Raw genomic sequence first — 22786 nt, 5'->3', positions numbered from 1 at the left:
TGTTATTCATAAAATTTTACTAGTTAAATGTCGATTTTTGAATTGTATATACGTTATAATATATTATGTTTAAAAGTTAAACAGTAAATTTTCTGAATAGAAAGGGTTTGTTATGAAGTATAAACTAGTTATATTATTTAGTGTGATTTTTTTAGTTGCATGTAATCAAAGTATTGATTATGAGAAGGACGAGGTCGTTGCTGTACTAATGGGGGAAGAGATCCTATTTGAAGATGTTTTAAAACAGTACCCTATTCGAACAGATTATGTGGATATTTTCCTAAGAGAAGAAGTTATTGTTCAAGAAGCGAAAGAAACTGGAATTGTTGTTACAGAAGAGGAAGTTGAGGAACTAAAAGAGCCTTTTTATAATGCAATTCAAGATGTAGATATGGAAAATTTTTATGAAAGACAAGGAGAAGAGTTAGGCATTACTCCTGAGGAATATTTTGAATTGTGGAGTGAAACATATTTAACAAGAGACACATATATTCAACGATATATTCATTCAGTATTTGAGCTCCCTGACGAAGATGAAGAAGAAGAGTGGGAAAAAGAAGTTCAACAACACATGGCAGACTTATTCTTTGAATATCAGGAAAATGGTGACTTAGTAATTAGTGATTATTAATAAAATTTGTATATGATCAGCGGTACCTTTTTAGTGAAGGTATCGTTTTTTTTATAGATTCAACTTGTTTTCTAAAAAATACTTGATTAAATTTCCAAAATACTATACATTTAAATTATACAGTGCATTACACCACTAATGCACTACTCTGGTGTTTGTGTTTGAGGAGGTGTAAGCTTGATCATTAAATTAACGGATAGTAAACCAATTTATATTCAAATTGCAGAATGGTTAGAGACGGAAATATTATCTGAAAACTTTAAGACAGATGAAAAGATTTATTCTCAATATCAGCTTGCAGAAATGTTAAATATTAATCCTGCAACAGCAGCAAAGGGATTAAATGTGTTAGTCGATGAAAAAATTCTATACAAAAAGCGAGGGCTTGGTATGTTTGTTAGCATTGACGCGAAAGAAATTATACTTACGAAACGAAAAAATGAAACACTAAAAAACATGGTAAATGAACTAGTATTAGAAGCTGAACGCTTGCATGTTCGTGAAGATGAGCTATTTCAAATGATTAAAACAACGATAAAACAACGTGAGGAGGATGTTTAATGAATGTCATTGAATGTAAGGAGCTTTCAAAAGTTTATGGAAATACAAATGCTATTGAAGATCTTTCCTTTACAATTGAAGAGAATAAAATTACTGGTTTAATTGGAAGAAATGGTGCAGGGAAAACAACATTGTTAAAAATATTAGCTGGATATTTGCATAAATCGACAGGGGAAGTGAACGTATTAACAGAGGATCCATTTAATAGTTTAAAAGTTTCCTCTAATATGATTTTTATTGATGATCAAATGACATTACCGGAATCATTAACACTTTTAGAAATTTTACACTCTGCGAAAATGTTCTATAAAAACTGGGATATGGATCTAGCATTAAGACTATTTCGTTATTTTTCATTCCATGACAATCAATTACATGGAAGTTTGTCTAAAGGGATGAGAAGCACCTTTAATGCGATCGTTGGTTTATCGGCACGTTGCAAGTTAACAATTTTAGATGAACCAACAACTGGTATGGACTCTTCTGTAAGAAAGGACTTTTACCGGGCATTATTAAAGGAATACATTGATCATCCACGGACGATTATTATATCTAGTCATCTACTAAACGAAATTGAGGACTTACTTGAGGATGTCTTACTAATAAAAGAAGGGAACCTTCTTCTTCATAAATCAGTGGATGAACTGAAAGAAATGGCGATAGGACTTAAAGGAAAGTCAAATGTAATAAAAGAGATTATTCAAGGTAAGGAAGTGTTTTATAGAAATACAGTTGGCAAGGACACAACCTATGTAGCAGTAGAGAATAGTTTTCCGAATGAATTACTACAAAGAGCAAAAGAAAATGGAATAGAAATAAGTTCTGTTCCAACGGATGATCTTTGTGTTTACTTAACGAACAGAACGAAAGGAGGAATTGATGATGTATTTAACAGAAACTAATGTGCTCGAAACTACTAAAATTCTATACAAGTATAAATTAAATGCTTATTTAAATGCCTTAAGTGCACTTATGTTTGTTCAAATACTCGCCCTTTTCTTCTCATTTCTTGGTGTTGGTTCTATGGGGTTTGGTTCTTCCACGGTAAATTTACAAGTGACGACTTATTCTGGAAGTATGGTGATTGTATTCTCGTTGATGTGGGCCTTTATTATTTCAATCACAATGACAACAAAACCATATCGAAACAGTGACTTTTCTTTTGTAACAAATCGTGTGACTAGCCACTTGTCTAGCATTGCTTTTCTTATAACGGCATGTATTTTTGCTGGAGTTACATCTATGCTCATGGGTCTATTACTAAAAGTAATTATGTACTTTCGATTTGGAGGAGAAATTATCGGAAGTCATGTAGGGGTAACGGACTTATTCATTGGCATAAGTGGAACAGTTTTTTATTTAATATTATTGTCTTCTCTCGGTTACTTTGTTGGTGTTCTATCTCAATTACACAAGATGATGAAGTTCATCTTACCAATCGTCTTTTTTGGATTATTGTTCGTTTGGGGACCAAATGCAAAACTGCCTTCCGAAATTGTTAGCTTTTTTATACATGAATCATCACTTTTCCTATTTATATTAAAAGTAGTTGGTACATCATTACTTTTTTATATGGTGTCTATCCTAATCTCAAATAGATTGGAGGTAAGGCAATAATGGGAGCTTTTATACCTTTAATGATTATACTCATTATCGTCATTACATCTTATACTTTTGTAAAACAGTCAAATAGTCGAACAAAGAAGTTTATCTATGGTCAACGATTAAGGTGGATGCTTAGTAGTTATGTTATTGTATTGCTTCTTGGAGGAGTTACTTTTTTCATTCTTCCTGTACAAGATTTCCCGGAAACTTCAGTAGTTTCAGAGGTGGAAGATAGAGTAACTAATGAAGCATTTATTGATAACTTTTATGATTCTGCTTTCGAAGGTAAGATAGATGAGGTGGATGGTGTAGTAGTCTCTAAACATTTGGAATTTCCATTTGAAGAAGAAGAGCTCTTTCTTGAAAATGTCACTAGTGATTATGGGGGGATAATGATGATTGTTGAGAAAAAAGAGGGTGTAGCCTCTGAAATAATAGCCACTCACTATTCAACAGGTCTATATATACAAGGAGAGGACTTCACAGAAAAATTATCTTCAACAGAAATAACATTATCCAATCATACACTAACAGTAATTCCTCCTGAACAAACAGAAATACGAATAGCGGATTTTGGAAGAGAGTTTACTATAGCGCAATTTGCAGAGAAAGATGGAAGTGATTTGAGTACAACAGCATCATTGTCTGTTCAAAGAATGGGGCATGATATTATTTACGTTATTGTTCCTGAGCAAGTAGAAGTAACCAGTACTTCAGGTAATATCCACTTCATAAATGATGAAACATACGTGGATTAATATACTGTTTAGAGGGTGTCCTAAAGCCTAGCTTTTGGTGACACCCTCATATTTTATCTTCTCACGAAAAAAATGAGTGGATACTTCCATATAAAAAATCCAATATCGTTAATTTTGGGAGTTTTTTATATGGAAGTTTGGGTATCATAATGGAATAGATGGGTAAATTAGCCATCAAGATTAGTATGCATCCGATAAAAACTATGAGTATTTTTCACAAAGGGGTTATTAAAATTGTCTTTAACACCTGAACAGCGAATTCAATTACATGAATTTAATAATCTTACGAAATCATTAAGCTTTAATATGTATGATATATGCTATACAAAAACAAAGGAAGAACGAGAAAAGTATATCAAGTATATTGATAATCAATACAATGCAGATAGGCTTACTAAAATATTGAAGAATGTTGCGGAGCTTATAGGTGCTCATGTACTAAATGTAGCAAAACAACATTTTGTGCCCCAAGGTGCAAGTGTAACAGTCTTAGTGTCAGAGGGGCCAGTTGTTGAAGTACCAAATGAATCCTATGAAGAATCTCCTGGTCCATTACCGGAGGCAGTCGTCATGGGATTAGACAAGAGTCATATAACTGTCCATACATATCCTGAATACCATCCAGATGAGGGAATAAGTACGTTTAGAGCTGATATTGATGTGGCTACATGTGGTGAAATCTCACCTTTGAAAGCTTTACATTATCTAATTCATTCTTTTGACACGGATATTATGACAATGGATTACCGTGTTCGAGGTTTTACAAGAGATAAGAGTGGACATAAGCTATTTATCGATCACGAAATTAACTCCATACAAAATTACATTCCTGATGAAATAAAAGAGCAGTACGATATGATTGATGTTAATATTTATCAGGAAAATATTTTCCATACGAAATGTAAATTAAAGGAGTTTGATATTAACAACTATTTATTCGGCTATTCTAAAGATAAATTATCAGATGACGAAATGGAAGAAATTACGGAAAGGCTACAATGTGAAATGGATGAAATATATTACGGTAAAAATATTAATAGGTAGAGTCAAGAAAATGGAGAACGAGTTTTATGAAGAAAGAGCACTTAACGCAATGGTGGTTAAGTGCTTTTTACATATTTAATCACGAGGCATAAAGGGATTCATACATTTACTTACAAACTCTATTTTTGACTATGCTCAGCAAATTTAACAAAAGAGTGTTCATCTTCAACAAGTCCACAGGAGCCGCATTGTACTTTTACAGCAGGTCCTTTGTAAGCAAGATGAAAAGGGTCTAAATTATCATTCGTGTATTCGTTTACCACTTCACCGGATCTAGGGTCCAATTTTACTGGTGTTGCAACTTGTTCAATAAGGTTGAATCGCGAACGGTTTGTTTTACAATTAGGACATAAGTATGGTTGAGTCATTTTAATTACACCTCCACTACCTATTATTCCCTTTAATACAACTTTTATTTTGTCCATCGTTTCAGAACTTTTATGTCTTAAAAAAACATAAAAGAGGCTGGGTCAACAGAATTTGTTGACCCAGCCTCTTTTAGAATAGTATTTTTAAAAATAGTTGAAAAAACTCAGTAGAACCGTCCCCACTACGCTTTTTTGTATTTTGCGATTTCTTGTTCGTATAGGTCTCCTCCATGAGCATCATAAACGACTAATACAGGGAAATTTTCTACTTCTAGCTTTCGGATTGCTTCTGGTCCGAGGTCATCGTAAGCAATAACTTCTGCAGATTTAACTCTTTCACCAAGAAGAGCTGAGAGTCCACCAATAGCGGAAAAACAAATTGCACTATGTTCTTTACACGCTTCTTTTACATTTTCACCTCTTGGTCCTTTACCAATGACACCCTTCACACCATATTCAAACATGGGTGGTGTATATGGATCCATTCGTGCTGCTGTAGTAGGTGCAATGGAGCCGATAACTTGACCAGGCTTAGGGGGGGTTGGGCCAGCATAAAAAATAATTTCATTTTTCAAGTCGATAGGAAAATCTTCACCATTGTCTAGATTACTTAATAAGCGCTTATGTGCAGCATCTCGAGCTACATAGATAGTTCCATTAAGAAGAATTTCATCACCAGCTTTTAGCTTCATTACATCTTCTTTCGTTAATGGAGGAGTAATATTTATTGCAGTCATTAGGTAACACCATCCTTTCAAGTTAGATTACTACGGATTTTTTTCGTGCAGCATGACATTGAATATTTACAGCCACTGGGAGTGCAGTAATATGACAACCATGAGTTTCAATAGACACCCATAATGCAGTATTAGAGCCACCTAGCCCTTGAGGTCCAATCCCAGTTTTATTAATGTCGTCTAATAATTCTTTTTCAAGCTCAGCAATATGTGGTTCATCATGATGTGATCCAACTTCTCTTAATATGGCTTCCTTTGCGATCTCTGTTACCTTATCAAAACTTCCGCCAATCCCAACACCAACGACGATAGGAGGACAAGCTTTTCCACCAGCTGCCTCAATGGTATCAATAACAAACTTTTTAACACCTTCAACACCTTCTCCAGGTAGCAGGAATTTCATTGCACTCATATTTTCACTACCACCACCCTTAGGTAGAACTGTGAATTTAATTTTGTCTCCTGGTACGAGTTTTGTATGAACAACTCCAGGTGTATTGTCGTTAGTATTTTTTCGAAGTAAAGGATCTCCCACAATAGAATTTCGAAGGTAACCCTCTTTATACCCTTTTCTTATACCATTTTGAACAGCTTCATAAAAATCTCCGCCTTCAATATGCACGTCTTGGCCTACTTCAGCAAAAACTACAGTAAGACCAGTATCATGACAGTAAGGTCTGTTTTCTACTGCAGCAAGCTCTGCATTCTCAATTAATTGGTTTAAAATTGACTTTCCGAGAGGTGACTCCTCCGTTTTTGCTGCTTCTTGAAATCCATTAAGAATATCTTCAGGTAAATAATAACAAGCTTCCCAACACGAAATGGCAACGGTTTCAGTAATTTTGTCAACATGAATGTTACGCATAAATAATAAATCCACCTTTCTATGTGATATGGATACTACAGTTATAAAATCATTAAAAAACGTTTCAAATTGTCCTTGCTTATGTTTAACAACGTTGTTATTATTAAGTATATAGCTTTCTATTTTTTTTATCAACCTTTCACATGAATGTTTAAAAGTTTCACAGCTTTCTATTTTATGATCAACCTTAATGTTATCATGTGATTTTGTAAGCATTTACATTGTTGGTACAAATTCTAAATGGATAATGTTTTAATAGAATATTAATACAGATTTTCTTATTAATGATTCTAAAACCTTAGATAGAAACAAATAACAACGTTGTTATTTGTGTGATAGTATAAAAAAGCATGTAAACATAAAGATTCATTTAAGTGTAAATTGGAGAGGAGTAGTAACTATGCTACAAAAATTAAACGCATTTCTACAAAAATGGATGCCAATTATTACGCCTACAACGGTAGTATTAGGTGTCACTGTCTTTACATTCGTTCAAACATATTCTTTTTTAGTAACTTGGATTTTTGCATTTATTAGTTTTGCAAGTTGTTTAGGGTTGAATATAAAGGAAATAAAAAAAGCCATGTCAAAGCCCCTTCAAATAGTTGCTTGTATTGCATTAATACAAGTTCTTATACCAGCTGTGGCTTTTGGTGCAGGTCACTTATTTTTTAGTGGTGATCCTGATACAATTACGGGACTTTTACTTGCATTTATCATTCCAACAGGTGTTGTGTCCTTAATGTGGGTATCCATTTATAATGGAAACAGAGCTCTAACCCTTTCTATTGTATTAGTAAATACAATGATATCACCTATAGTTGTTCCACTTACTTTAAGCTTATTAGTTGGAAATCAAGTGCAAATGGACACATTTGGATTAATGTCAGGCTTATTCTGGATGATTGTTGCACCATCCATATTAGGGATTATCATTACTAAGGTTATTGGTGAAAATACAAAAAAGGTGTCGTCAACATTAGCGCCTTTTTCAAAGTTAGGTGTCATTTTTGTAATACTAATAAATGCTGCTGTTGTTTCACCTTATTTTACAAGCATTGATGGAAGAGTCATTCTTATTGGCACAATTGTATTTTTCATTGCATGTGGTGGATATTTGATTGGATTAATTACTGCTCGGATTTTTGGTTGGGATAAGGCAGTAGCTATCAGTTTTATGTTTAATAGTGGAATGAGAAACAATGGGGCTGGAGCTGCATTGGCCGTAACCTACTTTCCACCGTCCGTCGCATTTCCTATTGTGTTGGCAATTCTTTTCCAACAGTTTCTTGCTTCGGTTTCAGGTAAAATTGCTCATTATTACTTTACCAATCTAGAGGAGAAGGTTGTACGTATCGTAAAGTCCTTTAAAGTTAGCCAAATTCAAATGAAAGCTAAAGATAAAAACGCTTCTTAATATATGAATTTAAATAAAAAAAATGGAGATTTTAATAAAAACTCCATTTTTTCTTTTTTTTATGTTATTATGTGATATATCAGATATCACATTGCGAATGGAGAGTAAAGGATATGAATGGAAAAGAAGATGTTTTTCAATTTTTATCAAATAAAACTGAAAATGTCAAGTCATTACGAGAAGTAGTGATTGAATCATTACGTGAAGCAATTATTACTGGTCAGTTTAAGCCAGGAGATAGCTTGAAAGAACGGGACTTATCTAAAGCAATGGGTATTAGTACAACACCAATTAAGGAAGCCTTTCGAATTTTAGAGCATGAGGGCTTGATTAAGACTTTACCTAGAAAAGGAACGTTTGTATCAGAATTAGCAGAGACGAATATTGAAGAAATTCAAATGCTTCGTGGAGTAGTTGAAGGTTTGGCAGCAAGATTAACCGCAGCTAAAGCATCTGATGAACAATTAAAGGAACTCGAAAAGCAAATTGAAAAAATGGAGACACTACTGGAAAATGAAGAAGTAGATGATTTAATTGAGGAAAATACAAGGTTCCATAAAATGATAAGCGATGCTGCCGGAAATAGTATGATTAGTCGAGTATTAATGAATATTTCTAGCTTCGATAAAGCATTTCGTCGAAGAGCATTAATGGAAAATAAAGAAATAAAAGCAGGTTATTCTGAGCATCGGAAAATATTTGATGCTATAAAGTCAAGAAATCCGGAATTATCAGAGCAACTATTAAAACAACATATTTTGAGAACGGTTACAGACGTATTAAAAAACAAAGGGGTGTAACAATGATGAGGTCTTTTAAAGTATTAGTACCTCAGCCAATTGCAAAAGAAGGAATTGACTATCTAGAAGAAAATGGCTGTGAGGCTATTGTTCCAGACAAATATGACTCGGAAACACTTATAGAACGTGTAAAGGATTGTCACGCTATTTTAGTACGAACAGCTGAAATTAACCGTGATATTATCGAAAAGGGAAAAGAACTCCAAATCATTGCACGTCACGGTGTTGGTCTGGATAATGTAGATATTCAAGCTGCAACGGAAAACAACATATTTGTGTGTAATGCTCCAGCTGCAAATATAAATTCTGTAGCAGAGCATGTTGTAGGATTAATGCTTGCTGTAAGTCATCAAATTGTAAAAGGTGACCACGCAGTAAGAGAAGGAGACTATCAAGCTAGAAATAGATACATAGGTTCAGAGCTAAGTAGCAAAACTTTAGGATTAATTGGATTAGGTAATATCGGGAAGCTTGTTGCTAAAAAGTGCGCACTTGGCTTTGATATGAACGTAGTAGCTTATGATCCATTTATAAAAAAAGTGGATGAAAACTACATCACGTTAGAACCTTCGTTAGAAAAACTAGTATCTCAAGCTGATTTTCTCTCATTACATGTCCCTTATGTACCAGAATTACATCATGTGATTAATAGGGAAATGTTTGAGAAAATGAAGGAAACATCATTCCTCATTAATGCTGCAAGAGGTGGATTAGTAGACGAACAAGCGTTATATGAAGCTTTAGCATCGAATAAAATTGCCGGAGCTGCTCTCGACTGTTTTGAACAGGAGCCTACGCCAATGGACCATCCATTATGGAAGTTAGATAATGTCGTATTGACTCCACATATGGCTGCACACACAGAAGAAGCAATGATCCGTATGGCCATGGACCCAGCTAAAGAAATTGTAAGAGTAAAGAATAAACAGGAACCTATTGTTTGTGTAAATAGAGAATTTCTTAAACAAGATTCTTTTTAAGGAGGTGCTTAATCAGAGTAAGGAATAAAAAGGCTGTACAGTAACCGTTTACATTTTATTAAAATAAACCATAAAAACAAGGAGGTGAAACGATCGCTAAAATCTCTATTGAAATAAATAGACTTATAACATTTTAGTGATCGGATCCATATGTATTATGAACAATTTAGTAAGAAATTAGAAACGATTTCAGGTATTACTGTAACACCATTTCACAAAGACACGAAGGAAATAGATTGGGATGGGGTAAAAGAAAATGCAGAATACCTCGTTAAAAAAGGTCTAGAAGTAATTGTCCCTTGTGGAAACACGAGTGAATTTTACGCCCTTACAGTTGAGGAAGCGAAGGAAGAAATGAAAGTAGTTACAGAACAAGTGAATGGCCGAGCTGTGGTTGTTGCTGGTGTTGGATATTCTGTACAAACTGCTATTGAATTAGGACAACATGCAAAGGAAGTTGGGGCAGATTGCATTATGATTCATATGCCAATCCACCCATATATTACAACAGAAGGTGCTGTGGAGTATTTTACTAATATCATTGAAGCAGTTGATTTACCAGCTATTGTTTACTTTAAAGATGCTAGCTTAAGTGATGATGTACTTGTTCAATTAGCACCATTAGAAAAGCTTGTTGGGGTGAAATATGCTATTAATGACCTTCCTAGATTTGCAAAGGCTGTGAAGAAGATGCCAGCTGAACATAATGTAGCAATGATTTGTGGAACTGCTGAAAAATGGGCCCCATTTTTCTACAATGCCGGAGCAGTTGGGTTTACTTCTGGACTAGTTAACTTATATCCTGAAGCATCTTTTGAATTATTAGAAGCTTTAGAAAATAAGGATGATGAAACAGTTTGGAAGATTTGGAATAAGCTTGTACCATTTGAAGATTTAAGAGCTAAGTATGCTGCTGGAAATAACGTTGTTGTGGTGAAAGAAGCAATGGAATTAGTAGGATTAAACGCAGGAGTGACGAGAGAGCCTGTTGCCCCACTAGGAGAGCAAGATAAAAAAGAACTTCAAGAACTTATTGCAAGCTGGGACTTAAAACCACAAAAAGTATAATACTTTGGTATCAACAATAAGAAATAGTTTTATTAGGAGGAATATAAAATGAGTAAGACATACTTAAATTACATTAATGGTGAATGGATTACATCCCAAAGTAATGAAACAATGGTAAGTAAAAATCCAGCAAATTATACAGAGGAAGTAGGTCAAGTACAAAGCTCTACTTCTGATGATGTTAATAAAGCAGTAACCGCTGCTAAAAATGCGTTAAAAGGTTGGAAAAATACATCCCCTCTAGAAAGAGGAGAATATTTACGTAAGGCAGCAGATTTGTTAGAAGAAAGAATCGATGATATTGCCACAACTGCAACTCTTGAAATGGGGAAAACCTTAGCAGAAACAAAGGGAGAAGTAGCACGTGGTGTAGCAATATTAAGATATTATGCACAAGAAGGATATCGTAAAATTGGTGATAATATTCCTTCAGCAGCTAGTAATAACTTGTTATATACAACGAGAGTACCTGTTGGTGTTGTTGGTGTCGTTTCTCCATGGAACTTCCCAATTGCCATTCCAATTTGGAAGATGGCTCCTGCTTTAGTTTATGGTAATACAGTTATTTTAAAACCAGCATCTGAGACAGCCATTACTGCTGTAAAAATTATGGAAGCCTTTGCTGAGGCTGGATTCCCATCCGGTGTAGTGAACATTGTTACAGGAAGAGGATCACGGGTAGGTAATAGTTTAATAGAAAACACGGATGTAAATGCTATCACCTTTACAGGGTCAAACGAAGTAGGGAAAAATATTGCTGTAAACTGCATCCAACGGGGCGCGAAATATCAGCTTGAAATGGGAGGTAAAAATCCTGTTATTGTCCTTGATGATGCAGATTTAGATTTGGCAGCTACCCTAACAGTAAGTGGTTCTATGAAGCACACTGGACAAAAATGTACAGCAACAAGTCGAGTATACATTCACGAAAGTGTATACGATGAGTTTAAAGAAAAAGTTCTAGCGCAAGTATCAAAAATTAAAATCGGTCCTGGTTTAGCTGAAGATACTTACATGGGACCACTTTCATCAAAATCACAGCTTGATACAGTGTTAAGCTATGTGGAAAAAGGAAAAGAAGAAGGAGCATCACTTATCTTTGGAGGAAAAACACCAACGGATGAAGCATTTAAGGATGGTTACTATGTAGAACCAACAGTTTTTGAAAATGTAAAAAATTCCATGTCTATTGCACAAGAGGAAATCTTCGGTCCAGTTTTATGCTTAATTAAAGTTTCGAATCTTGAAGAAGGTTTAGAACAAGCGAATGACAATGCATTCGGCTTAAGTGCATCTGTATTTACAAACAATCTTGGGAAATCCTTTACCTTTGTAAATGAAATTGATGCAGGACTTATTAAGGTAAATGGTGAAAGTGCTGGAGTTGAGCTACAAGCACCATTTGGTGGTATGAAAGCTTCAAGCTCCCACTCTAGAGAGCAAGGAGAAGCTGCTAAGGAATTTTTCACATCCATAAAAACAGTAACGATCACCCCTGTTCAATAACGAACAGAAAAAAGAAGTTTACTTAAAGATTTAATTACTTCACTTCTTCTAAGGAATAGTCACGGGGGTGTAATAGTATTACGGAACAAATTGTAGGGAGGGGAACCCTACACGAATGTGATAAAGTGTATTGATTATTCCTTTAGTAAGAAGTGTAAAGAATATATAAAGACTGGTGGGGTACAGGATGAAAATAGTAGATTTAAAATTAACAGTAGTAGGTGTTCCAAGACATACAGGGTTTGTAAATAAACATGTAATTATTGAACTATTTACGGATGAAGGTGTAACTGGATTTGGAGAAATGTCTGATTTTTCTCATCTACCAAGGTATGCACCTGATGTAAATGATCTAGCAAACGTTTTGAAATCAATACTAGTTGGAAAGAATCCATTTGATATATCGTTAATTAATAAAGAGCTTCTAGGGAATTTCCCTGAAGCAATGTATTACTATGAAAAAGGAAACTTTATTCGAAGTGGTGTAGACGCTGCATTATATGATTTATGTAGTAAATCATTAAACATATCTGTAGCAGATATGATTGGTGGCAGAAACCATGAAAAAATTAAAGTATGCTTCCCAATTTTCAGACATCGTTTTATGGAAGAAGTAGAAGAAAATATCGAAGTTGTTCGTAAAAGATTAAGCCAAGGCTTTGATACGTTTAGATTATATGTTGGTAAGAACGTCGATGCTGATGAAGCATTCTTAGCAGGTGTTAAAAGTGAATTTGGTTCAAAAGTAAAAATTAAATCACTTGATTTCAGTCATTTATTAGATTGGAAGCAAGCCCTACAAGCAACAAAGCGATTATCAAAATATGACTTTGAATTAGTGGAAAGTCCAGCATTTGCTAACGATTTTGATGGATTACATCATTTTAGAATGAGAACAGATTATCCTGTTAGTGAGCACGTATGGAGCTTCCGTCAACAATATGAAATGATAAAGCGTGACTCTGTAGATATCTTTAATGTATCTCCTGTATTTATTGGAGGAATTACTAGTGCGAAAAAAGCTGCTGAAACAGCTGCTGTAGCAGGTAAAAGTGTATTGATTGGTACAACACAAGAATTGTCTATTGGAACTGCAGCTATGGCACATTTAGGTAGTACGTTAACAAACTTAAATTACACTTCTGATCCAACCGGACCTGAACTATATGTTGGTGATATCGTTAAAGAAGGAGTGAAGTACGAAGACGGCTACTTAATCGTACCAGATAGAAGTAAGGTTGGATTAGGTATGGAGATTGACTGGGAAAAAGTTGAAAAATATAAAGTTGATGATTTAAGTTGGGGCGAGGTTTCAGTACATCAACTTCAAGACCGAACTGCTCAAACAAAAGCATAAGTCTTTAGCCCATTTTGAAAAAATAATAAGAAAAGTTTAGACAATTAAGGATGTGTCAAAAAGGGGATGGATGAGTTACCCTAATGCCCACATCCTTTTTTGTGTTGCCCATATACACGAATGAACGATGTCAATTCACCTATATTCCTCATATAGTAATATTGCATTGCTTTTCATAGGAAAAAATAAACGATGTGGGGTATGGAATATGAAAAACAACATTTTTTTTAAGGCTGTTCCAGGACTATTCAAAAGGAAGAAGATTATTAATAATCCAAATCAGTCCCTTTATTATGAGAATAAAATACTAAAGTCTATATCAAACCTAGAAAATACGAATAAAGGTATTTCTGAAAATGTAATGGATTTAAATGTCACAGCTAGTGATCTTGGAGAAAGAATAAAAAGAATCGTACAACAGTTATACGAATTCAACGATAATCATAATGATTCCATTGTACAATTAAAAGAGTTTGTACAAGAAGAACAAAAAAATCAGTATATTACCTTCAGAAAAGAGTATGAGGATTTAAGAACAAGTATACACGAACTTCAAGCTGCTCAAGACACGAATAACATAAACATAGCAAACGAACATGAAATATTAACGTTACTCTTAGAAGGTGTATATGAACGTTTACAAACACTACAGGATGACCTTGAAGTAGAAATGAAGAAGTTAGCTGGAAGAATAGATGAAACGAAAAAGGAAGTAAATGAAAATAGTGGAATTCACCTCGAAAACGATAAAATTCAAGCTGATCTTTTATTCAAAATGAGAGAATTTAATTTTGAACTGGAAAATAATCAATTAGCAGAACAAAAGAATCTTACTAATTTAATTTATGATTTACGGCAAGATGTAAGTAGACTACAGGATAAAATAGAAAGAACCGAACAGGTTATTAAAAAGTAATGAAATGAAAATTTTTTTCCGTATAGACGGAAGGACAGAGAACGTTTTTATAATGGTGTAGTAGCTTAGAATGGTTCATCCAAAGAAACAAAAAACCTTAAGTGACTACACCTTTTTTCGTTAATCTTAATTAGTTGCGTAGACTTTCTAAGTTATATATAGTAAGAATTATCAATAATGTTATTATAGAAAAATCTATTTTACTTATTTTATGCTTTAGTAATATATTTCTAAAATAAGAATCGAGGTATACATAAATGTATTTGATATTAATTATTGTAAGTGGAATTATTTGTTTACTAGCCTTAATTACTACGATCATCATTGGGGTACGTCCAGAAGACAAAACATATACGAAGACAACGAAGAAAAGAATGATATTGTTATCTTTAATTTACGTCGTTACCTTTGTCCCAGCCTTAATATTTACAATTGTATATTTTTATATCATGTAAAAGGATCAACCTCTAGTGAATAGTAGGTTGATCCTTTTTTTCTTATTCTACAATTAACGTTGCTACCATATCATCATGGCCTTGGCCACAAGGAATATTGCAATATATTGTGTATTCACCAGGCTCTAAATTGACTGTTGCAGATCCATCTCCATTAATAGAAAAATCTGTACCTTCAATACCAATTCCGTGAAACCCATCCTCATTTGTATGATTGATTGTAATTTCTCCTGCTGATGCTGTATACGTTTCTTGATCAAACTCCCAATTGTAAGAAGCAACATTTATTTCAGTAGCATCATCACTACCTCCACCACCAGCAGAGTTTTCATTGTCACCACCACAAGCGGTTAATAACAACATGAATAGGGCTAGCAATATTATGGATACTTTTACTTTCATTTTTCTTCCTCCTCTTTAATGTAATCAAATTTTAATTTCTAACTATATCGTAAAGGAGAAAAAGAAAGGAGGAAGTGAGGTACATCACCTCTTTCAAAATTTTTAACATATTTATAATAATATAATACTCAAACTCATTTTAAATTATTGTCTTTTCAGGGAAACAGTCCTATCTTCCAACTAAACTAACCTTTCTTTACACATGTGAGAAACTAGTTACTCTTCAATTCAAAGGATGCTTTTCTTTCCTTAGCTTATCCACCTTCATATATTTAGAAAATTCTAAAAAGTCTGAAACGGACATATTTATGTCCAAATTGACTGTGTTTTAGGCAGATTCGTCATATAAAATTAAAGACAACAGGAGGGAGACGAAAGATTCACCATCCTAAAGTACAATTTTAAAATAAATTGGAGGAGATGAGTAGCATGATAAAATTAGGAGTAAATACAGTACTTTTTGCTGGCTATGATTTGAAAACGGCAATCGAACATATTAAATTCACTGGATATACAGGTGTAGAATTATCATCCATTGAAAGTATGGTAGTTCACTTAAGTGATAAGGCAAATGATCAAGAATTAAAGGATATTAAATCAATGGTAGAAGAAGCTGAGTTAGACCTTTATTGTGTGGAAGCTGCGACAGATATTTTAGTAGAGGAAAAGAGAGAACGAACAAAACGTGTTTTTGAAAGGGCTTCCAAGTTGGGAATACCAATGGTTACTCTCAGTAGTGCTGGGAAATCAAATGATGAAGAACAAATGGAAGCGTCTCTTCGCGCAATTGAAGTATTGAGTCAGTCAGCTTACGATTGTGGAATTAAATTTGCATTAAAAATTCATTATGGAAAAAGTATTTACAACACGAGAACAACTTTACGTTTATTAGAAGAAGTAAAGCATCCAGGTTTAGGAATCAATTTTGATGCAACGCATGTTGGGCGTGTCGGTGATGATCCAATTGAAGCAATGGAAGTGTTAAAAGACCATATTATTCATATGCACATTCGAGATACGATTGTGGAACAGTTAAAAATTGCACCACCTGAATTCCAAACCGCAGGACGTGGAACAGTACCATTAGCTCAAGTGGTACAAAAGACTGTAGACATTGGATATGACGGTGCAACAGTGTTAGAAATCATTGGAGCAAAAGAGTATACCCTTCCTCAAGTTGCGGCAATTGCTGGAGAAAGTCATGGTTACTTAAACCGTTTATTCCAAGAAGCAAAAAGTAAGAAAGTAAAAAGTCATTAATTTTGGTAGAGGATGATGAATCCAATGATTAAAGTGGCAGTTGTAGGAGTAAATAAAATTGGCTATCACCATTGTCGTTTCTATGATGAACATCCTGATGTACAACTCGTTTCTGTATGTGATTTAGATGAAGAACGGGCAAACAGGGTTGGTGAAACATTTAATGTTTCTTCCTATACCGATTTATCAACATTACTTGAAAAAGAGGAGATACATGTAGTAAGCATCGCAACTTCAGGGGTAGAAAATGGTAGTCATCATTATGAACCAGCAATGCTAGCCATTACTGCAGGGAAAGATGTGCTTGTAGAAAAGCCATTATCTAATAGTCTTCAGGAAGCACGAGATATGGTTCAACATGCAAAAGCATATGGTGTTCGGTTAGGTTGTAATATGAATCATCGATTCGTACCAGCAGCTTATAAAGGGAAAGAATTAATTGAAAAAGGGGAGTTAGGAAATCTCTTGTTTGTAAATATGAAGCTCACGATAAAAAGTCCTAAAGATCAGACACCATGGTTTCATATGAGAGCTTTGCACCCCCATTCAGTTGATGTCATGTCCTATTTTGCAGGAGATGTTCGAAGAGTTCAATCATTTATGACGAAAGCACCTGGTAGAAATATTTGGTCAACGGTATCAATTAATGTTGAATTTGAAAATGGTGCAGTAGGTCATTTGACAGGTAGCTACGATATGTCTAAATTACACCCAATTGAATATTGTGAAGTTGCAGGTGATAAAGGGCGTTTTGAGATTGATAATATTTATGAAAAATTTACCTTTTATCCCCACGAAAGTGATGAGATTCTGACGTTACGTAATTCTATAATGAGTGGGGTTGCAACATTTCGAGAAACATTTAGAAATAGAATTTATCACTTTATAGATGAAATTAAACAAGGAATTCCTCCAGAAAACATTATAGCATCTGGAACAGAAGCTTTAGCTGTTCAAGAAGTGATTGAAGCTGCTATTTTATCTCAAAAAGCAAACGGTGCAGTAGTAGATTTGTCTGAAGTTAGAGAGGTGACAGAAAAAATATGATTGGAAAAAAAAGCTGGATTATCCCAGATGGATTTTTACAACCGAAAAGTACTGGTGACGAAGTGAGTCACGAAGCAGTTTGCGTACTTAATTTAACGAATGATGAAGCCGATATTCGACTTACATTCTATTTTGAAGATCGTGAACCAATGGAGGAATTTGTTACTTCCTGTGGCTCTCAACGGACACATCATATCCGTTTAGATAAGCTCAAGGATAAAAATAATCAAATAATCCCTAGAGGTGTACCGTATGCGATCAAGCTAGATAGTAATGTTCCTTTAGTTGTCCAACATAGTCGGCTAGACACTTCTCAACAAGCATTAGCATTATTTACGACAATGGCATATCCAGCAGAAGATATATAAAGGATAAACTTGAAAGGAGGAATAGCATGGTTTTAAAAGTAGGTATTGTAGGTGTAGGTAACATCGGTAGTCGACATGCCCAAGTGTATAAAGAAAATGACAAAACTGAAATCGTTGCAATTTGTGATATCGATAAGGAAAAGGCTGATGCTGCAACAAAAAAATACGGAGGGGAAGCATTTTACAGTGTTCGAGAAATGTTATCTAGCGGCATTGAATTAGATACATGTAGTATGTGTACAAAGGGAGAAGAGAATGGCAGTGAGCATTTTGAACCAACAATGGAGTTATTAGAAGCTGGAATTCCTGTTTTAGGTGAAAAACCTATCTCTAATAGTATTGAAGAAGGGGAAAAAATGGTAGAACTAGCTCGTACGAAAGAGCTCCCATATGCTATTAACTTGAATCATCGATTTACTCCAGCGGCTTTGCGTGCTAAAGAATGGGTAGAAGCTGGGAGATTAGGAAAGCTGCACATGATTAATATGCGGATGTGGATTAATAATCCGGCAGAATCTTCTCCGTGGTTCCATATGCGTGCTTTGCATCCACATTCCTTTGATGTCATTAGATACTTTGCGGGTGATGTTTCGAAAGTAGCGGCTTTTATGATGAAGGGTGAAGGAAGAGAAATTTGGTCAAATGCACAAGTACTCCTTTATTTTAAAAATGGCATGATAGGTAGTTTAGTAGGGAGTTATGATGCAGGAGGAAGTTATGGGTTAGAGCAGTGTGAAGTTGTGGGTTCTAAAGGACGCTTCGTCTTAGAAGACGCTTGTGAACAGCTTACTTACTATTCAAGAGATAGTATTGAAACGGAAAAATATAGTTATTTAGGTGGCATGAGATCATTTGGTGAAACATTTAAAAGTAGAATTGATGCTTGGGTAGATCAGTTAGATGCAAAAACACCTTATACAGAAATAGATGGTTCAGGGGAAGATGCACTGAGGGCCCAACGAATTATCGAAGCTGCAATTGAATCTTGGGAGACAGGGAAAATAATAGAAATATAATAATCATAAATTTTTTTGAGGTTATTAGTCTGAAAATTCTAAATAAAATAACAACAATTGTAGGAGGATATTAAATGGGAAAAAAGCCTAATGTTTTGCTTTTCGGCATTGATAGTTTATGGAGTGAACATATGAGTCTACATGGATATGAACGTCAAACAACTCCAAATATTGATAAATATGCAAAAGGTGGCGTTGTATTTGAAAATCATATTTCACCAAGTATACCAACGACTCCTGGATATGCCTGTATGCTAACAGGAATGGATTGTTTTGGGACAGATGTGGTTGCCCTAAGACATAAAGGTCCATTAGGGAATCATGTCACTACTTTAGCAGAAGTGTTAGGGGATGAAGGCTACAATACTACTTGTATTGGATTTACAGGAAATCCCTCAGCAAGAGGCTTTCAAAACTATTTAGATTATGAAGGCTGGGGAATAGACGAACAAACAGGTCGAAGTCCAAAGGCTGAAAGTTTAAATAAGGTAGCTATTCCTGAATTAGAAAGATTGGCGAAAGAAGAAAACAAACCATTTTTCTTATTTATGCGTCATATGGACCCACATTCACCTTATTTACCACCTGGGCCGTTTGAAAGGGTATTTTATGGAAAGGACGAATGTGACCCAAATAATAAATCTTTAGAAGAGGTATATAATTTTAAACCTTTTGCAGACTACTTTAAATCATGGTTTCCTGACGGTTGTACAGATTCTGAATACATTGATGCTCAATATGATGGGGCAATCGCTTACATGGATGCGTGTATTCAAAACATTTTGACAAAAGTTGAAGCATTGGGAATAGAAGAAGAAACTTTAGTTGTAATTACTTCAGATCACGGTGAAACATTAAATGAACACGAATGCTATTATGACCATCATGGTCTATATGATTGTAATTTAAAAATTCCGTTAGTCTTTCGATTCCCTGGTAAGGTACCAGAAGGGAAAAGGTATGATAATTGTACCGATATTAAGGATGTTATGCCTACGATTCTAGATATTATCGGAATTGATACAGACATCGAATTTAATGGGAGAAACTTAACATCATTATTTAAAAATGAAAAAGTAGAAGAGCAAAGCGAGTACTATTTAACAGAAGCAACTTGGATGAGAAAACATGGTTGGAGAACACCAGAATGGAAACTCATTGTTGCTTTAGAACCTGATTTACATTTTAAGCCTCCTGTTGAACTATATAACTTAATCAATGATCCAAAAGAACTTAATAATATAGCAGATGAAGAACCAGAAGTAGTAGAAATATTAAAAAATAGAATGTATAAGCATATTGAAAGACGAGAGCATGAAACTGACCGTATCAATCCTGTTTATACCAACACAGATTGGCACGGTAAGGGGGTGGAAATGAAAACATCCCAGCAAGCATATGACTCCCTGTATATCGGTTCTCGTAATACTGCTAAAAAGCTTCAGAGTAAGTAGAGTTTGAGAAATCTATCAAAACTGTAAGGAGATGTATAAGGGTGTATCCACGAAAGCTGTCTAGCTTAAGGCACTCTATCCTTTTCTTATTGTAAACGCTTTAATTGAAAAAGTTTCCTATTAGGAATAAAATGGATTTAAAGTAGATTGAATATTTAGAATTATTAAATATATTAAAACGTAATAAAACTGAAATGGAGGTATTTCCGTTGAAAAGTAAGAGGTTTTTATTTTTTAGTTTCTTGTTACTACCATTCCTCTCTATTCTATTAATAGGTTGTTTTGAAGAAGATGCTGCAACGGATTTAGAAGATAATAATAACGATGTAGTAAATGATTCAAATAATAATAGTCAAAATGATGATTCAGATTCGGAGTTTGGTGAATCACCATATTTAAGTGGTATGGACTTACCATCGGTAGAAGAAAGGCTACCGAAAGAACCAAAGGTAGTGAATGAATTTCCAGATCACTTACTTGACTTTGAGATTGGTCAATACGGTGGGGAACTGAGAATGTTGACGAACAGGGTGGATGATAACCCGGAATATTTTATAGCAGCAAATGAACCACTCATTAATACGCCTGGATTAGAGGCTGAAGAATTTACTCCAAATATTTTAAAAGATTTCGAAGTAAATGAAGATCAAACGGAGTTTACTTTTTATATGAGAGAAGGACTTCGCTGGTCTGATGGAGAGTATGTAACAGTTGAGGATGTTCAATTTGCGATAGAAGATGTCATGTTTAATGAAGAAATTACTCCAACTTTCCCAATTGTATTTCGAGATCGAGGGGAAGCTGAAGGAGAACCGATGCAATTTGAAGTACTTGATGATTATTCATTTAAAATTTCTTTCAATGAATCCTATGGTGGTTTTATTGCTCGAATTGCAATGACAAATGGATGGAGAGGATATACTGAACTTCTTAAACCGTCCCATTATTTAAAGCAATTCCATGCTGATTATACTCCAGTGGAGGAAATGGCAGAGTTCCTTGAAGAAGAAGGCTTAGGTGATGGCGAGTGGGTGCAGCTTTTCAGTATTAAAGATGTTCGGTTTAGAGATTTAGGTAGTCGTGATGGTTTGGGACTCCCTGTTCTGTATCCATGGGTATTAGAAGAAATTAACGATGGAATGCGTGTCTTTAGTCGAAACCCTTATTACTTTAAGGTGGATTCTGCTGGAAATCAACTTCCATATATCGATGAAGTACACAGTATTCTTATTGAAGACCAACAAACCATCGTATTAGAAACGATTTCTGGAGGAGCAGATTTTGTCCGTGAATGGACTTCTATCGATAATATGCCAATGTACCGTGAAAATGAGGAACAACATGGTTTTAGAGCAAAGTTGATGAACATGCATTTATCTCCAGCTACTATTATGTTAAATATGACAAATGAGGATGAATCTTGGAGAGAAGTTGTTCAAGATGTTACTTTTAGAAAAGCATTGAGTCATGCGGTCGATAGAGAAGAAATTGTAGACGCCATGTACTATGGTTTTGCAGAACCATCAACTATTACAGATCACGAATATGATGTGGACCTTGCCAACAGTCTGTTAGACGAAATGGGAATGGAAGTTGGCTCAGATGGCTACAGAAAAACACCTTCTGGGGAAGATTTCAGAATTGATCTTGACTTTTCCGACAATTCACCTGAATTTATACCAATTGGTGAATTAATGCTGGAATATTGGGGGGCATTAGATCTCAATGTCAATATGCGTACAATTGATTATGATCTACGGGAATCAAGAAGGGCTGCAAATGAAGTTTTTGCAACGATGGTTTGGCAATCAACACCACTGTGGTACTACCCAGATAGTGGTGATGAATGGGGTAGATTATGGGGTGACTACTATGAATCTGGTGGAACGATTGGTGAAGAACCGCCTGAGTTTATGAAAGAGTACCATCGACTCTTAGATAAATTATTTACTGTACCAGTAGAAGAAGCTGTTGATGTGGATGCTCAAATGCAAGAATTAATTGGAGAACATGTGTTATATATCGATTTAGTATCCAATGCACAACAGCCGTTAATTGTGAATGCAAACTTAGGAAATATTCCTGAGGATGAAAGTGGAGCAACTGCAATCTCAGTGAATGCTAGTTTAGAGCAAGTATTCTTTAGACAGTAGTAAATTAGAAGTTTTGAT

At 34.7% G+C, this 22786-nt stretch carries 24 protein-coding genes; 20 read left to right on the top strand and 4 right to left on the bottom strand.

Annotated features, from left to right (window positions below; all coding sequences use genetic code 11):
• Positions 1-112 precede the first annotated feature (112 nt).
• The 6 genes from QA612_RS07005 to speD all read left to right on the top strand — a co-directional run bounded on the left by QA612_RS07005 (position 113) and on the right by speD (position 4599).
• Positions 113-631 carry a hypothetical protein gene (locus tag QA612_RS07005; protein ID WP_278283065.1) on the top strand — a complete coding sequence of 173 codons (519 nt, stop codon included), beginning with the start codon at positions 113-115 and terminating at the stop codon, positions 629-631.
• Positions 632-808: 177 nt separating this feature from the next.
• On the top strand, positions 809-1192 hold the full coding sequence (locus QA612_RS07000) for a GntR family transcriptional regulator (RefSeq protein WP_278283064.1): 384 nt from the start codon (positions 809-811) through the stop codon (positions 1190-1192).
• On the top strand, positions 1192-2094 hold the full coding sequence (locus QA612_RS06995; RefSeq protein ID WP_278283063.1) for an ABC transporter ATP-binding protein: 903 nt from the start codon (positions 1192-1194) through the stop codon (positions 2092-2094). The genes QA612_RS07000 and QA612_RS06995 overlap by 1 nt, the downstream gene beginning before the upstream one ends.
• The gene (locus tag QA612_RS06990) at positions 2075-2809 is read left to right on the top strand and encodes a hypothetical protein (RefSeq protein WP_278283062.1); all 735 of its coding nucleotides are present in this window, start codon (positions 2075-2077) and stop codon (positions 2807-2809) included. The genes QA612_RS06995 and QA612_RS06990 overlap by 20 nt, the downstream gene beginning before the upstream one ends.
• Positions 2809-3555, top strand: coding sequence for a hypothetical protein (locus tag QA612_RS06985; RefSeq protein ID WP_278283061.1), 747 nt, complete (start codon positions 2809-2811; stop codon positions 3553-3555). Before QA612_RS06990 ends, QA612_RS06985 begins: the two co-directional genes overlap by 1 nt.
• A gap of 234 nt (positions 3556-3789) precedes the next feature.
• Positions 3790-4599: an adenosylmethionine decarboxylase gene (gene speD / locus QA612_RS06980; RefSeq protein ID WP_278283060.1), complete on the top strand. Its 810-nt coding sequence runs from the start codon at positions 3790-3792 to the stop codon at positions 4597-4599.
• 119 nt (positions 4600-4718) lie between these two features.
• Here speD and QA612_RS06975 read toward each other — a convergent pair whose 3' ends face one another.
• The 3 genes from QA612_RS06975 to QA612_RS06965 form a co-directional block, all read right to left on the bottom strand.
• Positions 4719-4967: a DNA alkylation repair protein gene (locus tag QA612_RS06975; protein WP_278283059.1), complete on the bottom strand. Its 249-nt coding sequence runs from the start codon at positions 4965-4967 to the stop codon at positions 4719-4721.
• Positions 4968-5149: 182 nt separating this feature from the next.
• Complete coding sequence (locus QA612_RS06970; protein WP_278283058.1) at positions 5150-5704, bottom strand: Fe-S-containing hydro-lyase; 555 nt, start codon at positions 5702-5704, stop codon at positions 5150-5152.
• Positions 5705-5726: 22 nt separating this feature from the next.
• Positions 5727-6569 (bottom strand): fumarate hydratase, encoded by an 843-nt coding sequence (locus QA612_RS06965; RefSeq protein WP_278283057.1) that lies wholly within the window; start codon positions 6567-6569, stop codon positions 5727-5729.
• Between the two features lie 400 nt (positions 6570-6969).
• Here QA612_RS06965 and QA612_RS06960 point away from each other — a divergent pair, with 400 nt between their 5' ends.
• The 8 genes from QA612_RS06960 to QA612_RS06925 all read left to right on the top strand — a co-directional run bounded on the left by QA612_RS06960 (position 6970) and on the right by QA612_RS06925 (position 15068).
• Positions 6970-7986 carry a bile acid:sodium symporter family protein gene (locus QA612_RS06960; RefSeq protein ID WP_278283056.1) on the top strand — a complete coding sequence of 339 codons (1017 nt, stop codon included), beginning with the start codon at positions 6970-6972 and terminating at the stop codon, positions 7984-7986.
• 113 nt (positions 7987-8099) lie between these two features.
• Positions 8100-8786 carry a GntR family transcriptional regulator gene (locus QA612_RS06955; protein ID WP_278283055.1) on the top strand — a complete coding sequence of 229 codons (687 nt, stop codon included), beginning with the start codon at positions 8100-8102 and terminating at the stop codon, positions 8784-8786.
• A gap of 2 nt (positions 8787-8788) precedes the next feature.
• Positions 8789-9766 (top strand): hydroxyacid dehydrogenase, encoded by a 978-nt coding sequence (locus QA612_RS06950; protein ID WP_278283054.1) that lies wholly within the window; start codon positions 8789-8791, stop codon positions 9764-9766.
• Between the two features lie 150 nt (positions 9767-9916).
• Positions 9917-10834, top strand: a complete 918-nt coding sequence (locus QA612_RS06945; RefSeq protein ID WP_278283053.1) for a dihydrodipicolinate synthase family protein — start codon at positions 9917-9919, stop codon at positions 10832-10834.
• 48 nt (positions 10835-10882) lie between these two features.
• Complete coding sequence (gene gucD / locus QA612_RS06940) at positions 10883-12340, top strand: alpha-ketoglutaric semialdehyde dehydrogenase GucD (RefSeq protein WP_278283052.1); 1458 nt, start codon at positions 10883-10885, stop codon at positions 12338-12340.
• 187 nt (positions 12341-12527) lie between these two features.
• Positions 12528-13697 (top strand): mandelate racemase/muconate lactonizing enzyme family protein, encoded by a 1170-nt coding sequence (locus QA612_RS06935; protein ID WP_278283051.1) that lies wholly within the window; start codon positions 12528-12530, stop codon positions 13695-13697.
• Positions 13698-13905: 208 nt separating this feature from the next.
• Entirely contained in the window at positions 13906-14613 is a 708-nt protein-coding gene (locus QA612_RS06930; RefSeq protein WP_278283050.1) for a hypothetical protein, read from the top strand.
• Between the two features lie 257 nt (positions 14614-14870).
• Complete coding sequence (locus QA612_RS06925) at positions 14871-15068, top strand: hypothetical protein (protein WP_278283049.1); 198 nt, start codon at positions 14871-14873, stop codon at positions 15066-15068.
• Between the two features lie 42 nt (positions 15069-15110).
• Here QA612_RS06925 and QA612_RS06920 read toward each other — a convergent pair whose 3' ends face one another.
• On the bottom strand, positions 15111-15470 hold the full coding sequence (locus QA612_RS06920) for a cupredoxin domain-containing protein (protein WP_278283048.1): 360 nt from the start codon (positions 15468-15470) through the stop codon (positions 15111-15113).
• 429 nt (positions 15471-15899) lie between these two features.
• Here QA612_RS06920 and QA612_RS06915 point away from each other — a divergent pair, with 429 nt between their 5' ends.
• The 6 genes from QA612_RS06915 to QA612_RS06890 all read left to right on the top strand — a co-directional run bounded on the left by QA612_RS06915 (position 15900) and on the right by QA612_RS06890 (position 22768).
• A complete protein-coding gene (locus QA612_RS06915) occupies positions 15900-16730 on the top strand; it encodes a sugar phosphate isomerase/epimerase family protein (RefSeq protein ID WP_278283047.1) in 831 nt (276 codons plus the stop codon).
• Between the two features lie 24 nt (positions 16731-16754).
• Positions 16755-17777, top strand: coding sequence for a Gfo/Idh/MocA family protein (locus tag QA612_RS06910; RefSeq protein ID WP_278283046.1), 1023 nt, complete (start codon positions 16755-16757; stop codon positions 17775-17777).
• Positions 17774-18145, top strand: coding sequence for a sensory rhodopsin transducer (locus QA612_RS06905; protein WP_278283045.1), 372 nt, complete (start codon positions 17774-17776; stop codon positions 18143-18145). The genes QA612_RS06910 and QA612_RS06905 overlap by 4 nt, the downstream gene beginning before the upstream one ends.
• A 26-nt stretch (positions 18146-18171) precedes the next feature.
• A complete protein-coding gene (locus QA612_RS06900) occupies positions 18172-19161 on the top strand; it encodes a Gfo/Idh/MocA family protein (RefSeq protein ID WP_278283044.1) in 990 nt (329 codons plus the stop codon).
• Positions 19162-19235: 74 nt separating this feature from the next.
• Positions 19236-20615: a sulfatase family protein gene (locus QA612_RS06895; protein WP_278283043.1), complete on the top strand. Its 1380-nt coding sequence runs from the start codon at positions 19236-19238 to the stop codon at positions 20613-20615.
• 209 nt (positions 20616-20824) lie between these two features.
• Positions 20825-22768: an ABC transporter substrate-binding protein gene (locus tag QA612_RS06890; RefSeq protein ID WP_278283042.1), complete on the top strand. Its 1944-nt coding sequence runs from the start codon at positions 20825-20827 to the stop codon at positions 22766-22768.
• Positions 22769-22786 lie beyond the last annotated feature (18 nt).

This window comes from Evansella sp. AB-P1, assembly GCF_029688925.1.
Classification (GTDB): Bacteria; Bacillota; Bacilli; order Bacillales; family Salisediminibacteriaceae; genus Evansella.
Note: the sequence above shows the minus strand (reverse complement) of the source record. Positions and strands in the feature narration are given on the sequence as shown.